This is a genomic window from Sunxiuqinia indica (assembly GCF_009847015.1).
Classification (GTDB): Bacteria; Bacteroidota; Bacteroidia; order Bacteroidales; family Prolixibacteraceae; genus Sunxiuqinia; species Sunxiuqinia indica.
Map to the genome: position 1 here is coordinate 45,761 of NZ_WVEM01000021.1, position 6,239 is coordinate 51,999.

At 41.5% G+C, this 6,239-nt stretch carries 3 protein-coding genes; all 3 read left to right on the plus strand.

Features of this window, described 5'->3' with window-relative positions:
- The first annotated feature begins 27 nt into the window (after nucleotides 1-27).
- The 3 genes from GR929_RS20880 (at nucleotide 28) to GR929_RS20890 (ending at nucleotide 6,123) form a co-directional block, all read left to right on the plus strand.
- On the plus strand, nucleotides 28-903 hold the full coding sequence (locus GR929_RS20880) for a tetratricopeptide repeat protein (protein ID WP_159523613.1): 876 nt from the start codon (nucleotides 28-30) through the stop codon (nucleotides 901-903).
- Nucleotides 904-931: 28 nt separating this feature from the next.
- Nucleotides 932-4,048: a glycoside hydrolase family 2 TIM barrel-domain containing protein gene (locus GR929_RS20885; RefSeq protein ID WP_159523615.1), complete on the plus strand. Its 3,117-nt coding sequence runs from the start codon at nucleotides 932-934 to the stop codon at nucleotides 4,046-4,048.
- Between the two features lie 1,166 nt (nucleotides 4,049-5,214).
- On the plus strand, nucleotides 5,215-6,123 hold the full coding sequence (locus GR929_RS20890) for a hypothetical protein (protein WP_159523617.1): 909 nt from the start codon (nucleotides 5,215-5,217) through the stop codon (nucleotides 6,121-6,123).
- Nucleotides 6,124-6,239: the final 116 nt, after the last annotated feature.

Below are 6,239 nucleotides of genomic sequence, written 5' to 3' on the forward strand. Positions count from 1 at the left end.
ATTCCAACTTGGACAAAATTAATAAATATGAAGGGGTTTATAATCACAATATTATTGACTGGTTGTCTTCTAACAAGCAAGGCCCAATCCGCCGACCAGCTGAAGACTGATGCAATGAATGCTGAGATACAGGAAAACTACGAACAGGCTGCTGAATTATTTGTAAAGGCAGCGCTGGCTTTCGAGAACGAGGGTACCTACGATGGAGAAAGCCTATATGGAGCTGGGGTGAATTACATGAATATCAAAAAATATAACGATGCGACTCCCTTTCTTCGAAAAAGCTATGAACTCGGATTCAACAGTGGAAAATCTTGTAGATTGCTTTCTGATGCATATCGTCTTTCGAAACAATTTTCAGAGGCCGAACAAATACTTCTTGAAGGTGCCAAAAAACTTCCTGAGGAGAAAGATGAATTTAATTCGAAACTAGCTTATCTATACTTTAACAGTGGTCAATACGCAAAATCAGTAATGAAATTAAATGAACTGTTGTCTGAAAAACCGAATGACAGAAACTATCTCTATCTAAAAGGTTTTTCATTGGAACGAATTCAGAGATTTGATGAGGCAATCGACAATTTCAATCGAATACTCGAACAACATCCTGACGATAAAAAGGCAAAAAAAATGCTGGCTTACACCTTCTTTGAAAAAGTTGAAGAGGGGTACGAAAAAGAAGTTAAACGTTACAACTCCATGAGCAATGCTAAGTTGGCTGATTATGTGGAAACAAAAAAACAACTCAAACAACTCAAAGACGAATATGAGGAATCGAGACTAATGCTCGAAGAGTCATTCAACGATTTTCCAACGGACAAAATGCTCATCAATGCACTGTATAAAGTTTATAAAAAGCAAAACAATACCATTAAAATGGCTGAAATGCAAAAATTAATGTAAATCAAAACAATCATACGAATAAGAAAACATGAAGAAAAGTTTAGTCTATCTATTTTTATTTCTGTTTGCAGCCCGGACAGGAGCGCAAACAACCAATGACTGGGAAAACCCGGCCGTTTTCGGTATTAACAAAGAAGATCCGAGAGCCTATTTCATTCCATACTCCGATGAGGCTTTGGCTTTGAAAAATGACAAGAACCAATCGGCTAATGTGCTCGATTTGAACGGAACCTGGAAATTCAATTGGATTTATGCTCCTGACCAGCGCCCGGTCGATTTTTACAAAGAAAACTATGACGTGAGTGGTTGGGATAACATCGAAGTTCCTTCCAACTGGGAGTTGAAAGGTTACGGAACGCCCATTTACACCAATGTCACCTACCCGTTCCCAAAAAACCCGCCATACATCGATCACAAACATAACCCGGTAGGTTCGTACAAACGCAGCTTCGAGTTTCCGGCAAACTGGGATGGACGCCGCGTAGTGCTGCATTTCGACGCTGGCACTTCGGCCATGTATGTTTGGGTGAACGGTAAAAAGGTTGGTTACAGCCAGGTCACAAAAAGTCCGGTTGAGTTTGACATCACCGATCAAGTACAAAAAGGAACCAATAATTTAGCAGTTGAAGTATATCGCTGGAGTGATGGCTCCTACCTCGAAGACCAAGATTTCTGGCGTTTGTCAGGTATTGACCGCGATGTTTATCTAACCAGCACTGACCAAGTACGCATTGACGATTTCTTCGCCAAAGCAGGCTTGGACAAAGCTTATAAGAACGGAACTTTCTCGCTCAATTTGCAGGTAAAAAACTATAAAAGCGAGCCTGCTTCTGGTTCGCTACAGGTACAGATTCTGGGAGCCGACGGCAAGCAGGAGTACAAAACCAGAAAAAGCTGGAAAGCCGGTGAGAATGCAACAACAAACGTTTCGGCTTCAACCTACCTGAAAAACGCCAAACAGTGGAGCGCCGAAACGCCCAACCTGTACCAAATGTTGCTCTCGCTATACGACGCGAATGGCAAACTGATCGAAACAACTTCTCAAAAAATCGGGTTCCGTACCGTTGAACTGAAAAATAGCCAACTGTTGGTGAACGGGAAAGCGATATTGGTAAAAGGGGTAAACCTGCACGAACACAACCAAAGAACCGGCCATTATGTGGACAAAGCCACCATGATAAAAGACATTGAAGTAATGAAAGCGCACAACGTTAATGCTGTACGTATGTCTCACTATCCGCATAGCCCGATATGGATTTCGCTTTGCGATCAGTATGGTTTGTATTTGGTTGATGAAGCCAACATTGAAACTCACGGCATGGGCGCCGAGTGGCAGAACTGGTTCGACCAAAAGAAGCACCCGGCATACCTGCCTGAATGGCATGCCGCACATATGGACCGGATTCACCGTTTGGTTGAGCGCGATAAAAACCATGCTTCGGTAATTATCTGGAGTTTGGGCAACGAGTGTGGTAATGGTTCTGTTTTTCATGATGCTTACAAATGGATCAAAGAACGCGATAACACCCGCTTGGTACAGTTTGAACAGGCCGGTGAGAATGAAAATACCGATATCGTTTGCCCGATGTACCCCGGAATGGGAAGTATGCACCAATATGCAGAAAAAGAAAATCCTGGTCGCCCTTACATTATGTGTGAGTATTCGCATGCCATGGGGAACAGTAATGGAAACTTTAAAGAATACTGGGACTTGATTCGCTCTAAACCCCACATGCAGGGTGGCTTTATCTGGGACTGGGTTGACCAGGGAGTATTGGCAACAAACGGATCTGGCGACAATTTTTGGGCTTATGGCGGCGACCTGGGGGGCAATAAATATACCAATGACGTGAACTTCTGCCTAAACGGAGTGGTTTTCCCCGACCGCACCCCTCACCCTGGATTGATGGAGATAAAATACCAATATCAAAGTATTCATGTCTCACCAGCTGATTTGAATAAAGGCGAACTGAATGTGTACAACGAATATTCGTTCATTAGTCTCAACCAATTCAATTTTAAATGGGTATTACTGAAAAATGGCGAAAAAACCACCGAAGGTGAATTTACCTGTACTGCTCAACCGGGCGAAACCCAAAAGGTGAAAATTGATTTGCCGAAGATTCAAGCGGAACAAGGTGTTGAGTACTTGCTCAACATTCATGCATATACCAAAGAAGCAAAAGACCTGGTTCCTTCTGGTCAAGAAGTGGCTTACGATCAAATCGCTTTTGACGGGAATGATTATTTTACGACTCCAAAAGTTTCAAATACAAAACCTCAAGTAAGTCAGCAGGGTAATACCATTATCCTGAGTACTGAGAAGGTCGAAATACGCATTGGTAAGAACTCCGGATTAGTGAATCGGATGGTTGCACAAGGTAAATGGTTGATTAACTCAGAGCTGGTGCCAGATTTCTGGAGAGCTCCAACCGACAATGATTTCGGGAACGGCATGTCTTCGCGCTGTAACGTTTGGCGCGCAGCAGGCAGCAATCGCGAATTAAAGAATATCGAAATCGAAGAAAAAGGAAACACCGTTGTAATTACCGCTGACCTCCGGCTGAAAGATGTGAACTCGGACTACCAACTGGTTTACACCATGAACGGTGACGGAAGCCTGCAAGTTGATGTTACTTGCAAAGCAGGATCGGATGGTTTACCGGATCTTCCGCGCTTTGGGATGAACCTTCGTCTGGCGGGCGATTACGATCAATTCAGTTACTATGGTCGTGGTCCCTGGGAAAACTATAACGACCGGAACTCAGGAGCATTACTGGGCATATACAACAGCAACGTAACCGACCAGTATGTGCCTTACATCCGTCCGCAGGAAAACGGGTACAAAACCGGTATTCGGTGGATGAGCCTGACAGACAATGAAGGTTACGGACTAAAGGTAGAAGGACTGCAACCACTGAGCGGCAGCGCCCTGCATTTTGATACGTCCGATTTTGACACAGGATTGACCAAAAAGCAACAACATGCTGCCGACGTTCATCCTCGCAGGGATGTTTACTTGCGAATCGATCTGGAACAATGTGGCGTGGGAGGTGATAACAGCTGGGGTGCTTGGACTCACAAACAATACCGTCTGGAAGATAAAGCGTATTCGTACAGCTTCATTCTGAAACCAGCAAAATAAGAAAAAGCTAAAATAATAAATCAAAAAGCCGAAAGTGTTCATTGCGAATGCTTCCGGCTTTCTTATTTAATAGAAATCCGGTCTAATTGAAAGTAAATCATGCTGATGATACTCTTCTCGGCAAAATAGACTGCAACCCCACCTGTCCAAAACACTCTCATCACTTTCGTTGAACATTATTTTTAACAGGATTAACCCGAATATAATCCAGATGGGAATATTGAGTAACCATTGCCAGTACTTTAATATAGACCTTTACCGGACTATTTTTAAGAATCCCCCGTACACTGGTAGTCATTAGACTCGATAACAGCGGCCGGCAAATCTTTAGAAGCGGTTTACATTTATCCTTTAGCTTTTTGGAAAATTGACAATAAAACAACCGTCAATTTCTTAATTATTATAATAATAATTATTTTAATCATATACAAACAAAACAGGCTCTAGTTCAACTTAACGTTTTTTTTTAACCTGTTAGCGAACAGTAATACACAACTCCCAAAACACCTACTTGCCTTCTCCCATTTATATTACTAAACTACAAAATCAGTAATTAAATGAGTCTTGATCGTTATTAATACAAACATACGAGAGTACCAAGTTCCACAAAGCAACAAGCCGGCTTTATTTTTTCTCTGTTTACTCGTGGTTAAGGATAAGTTCAGAGAATCATTGCAAATTTAAACTAGAGTCCCAAAGAGCTATTGTTTATCCCGCATTAAAATTACTATTTCTAAAACCAGTATAGTTTGCAAAAAAACAGTAGAATCATTGACTAAAACCAAAGTGAAATTCCTGTTCGTTCAATAAGTTTAAAACTCTTTTTTCAATAAACATATAAGACTATGAAACAGGCATAGTCAGAACAAATAATCGGGCACTCAAGAGCGTGATTACATTTTGCATTGATTATTATGGTGAAGATAAAATCAGATAACCCCCTGTATTTTACTGATTTGCCCCCCTTCCCTCTTCCTCGAATACATTAATTTGTTATTGAAAAAAAACGGATTAAAAACGGATCATGAAAACATACAAGAATACCATACCCGAACATGCCCCTCCGGACGAAAACCCAGGGTTACTCAGCATGAAAGAGCAAACCCTTAGGATGGTGAATTAAAGAGATTACCGAAACTTTACACAATAACCTTTAACTTAAAATCATGAAAAAAACTAAATTTTTATTACTAATTCCTTTAACCGGATTGTTATGGGTCTTGCTTTTTTCCTGTACAAAAGAAGACCTCAGCAAAACTCAGCAAGTAAAGCAAGTAAACATAGATACCAAATCGACGGATGAGGATGTCCAGGTTGTTTTCCTGACATCAGGCAGCAGTTTGATAACCCTTTTGCAGGGGAACTATCAGTTGCGCCTGTCTTTCTATACCCCCTGGTACACAGAAAACGATGTTGCTTATGTATATTATTACATTGCAAAAACAGGAGATGATCCGCTAAAAGACGGAGAAGGCCATTACTTAGACGGAGGCGTATCGATGCTGAGCTATAGCGGAAATCCGTTAAAAGCCGGAATATGGGATATACAGGCGCAGGTTAGGTTTAACGATGTAGAAACGTATGATTCAGATATTGTTACAGTTACGGTTGAGTATCCTCCCCGGGAAGTAATTAAATCGTGGGTGTCATCGGATATGGACGATGCTTGGCAGAAAACAAAGGAATTTGCTGAAAAAAATCATGGCAAATATAAAGAGTATGGGTTCTGTCTGTACGCTTACCTTGACCGGGATGTCCAGAAGTTAATGATTGATTCGCCTTTCCAAACAGGGAATACGTCTGAATGCGGGGAGGATGCCACTTTAACGCTTAATAATTTTCCGCACCCATCAACGGATCCATCACAGGGAGGAATATATTTAATTGGCCTGTTTCATACCCATCCGCCACTAACTTACTGCTCCTCCAGTGTGTACAGGAATCCCACCGGGGCATCATGGATAGATACTTCGAACCTTCCGGAAAATACGTTGGGCTTCGTGTATGATTATTCCCAGGGTTCGATTAAGGGCGGGCATGGTATCAACCTGGGTGCTAAAGTTTATGACTTGTAATCAGCAACTTTAAAGTGTCAAATTTTCGCAAATGAGAAGTACCAATTTTGGATAAAAAAACCTTCATCTTCAAGGTAAGCAAACCATAAAAAAGATGAAGGCATATAAACACCTAA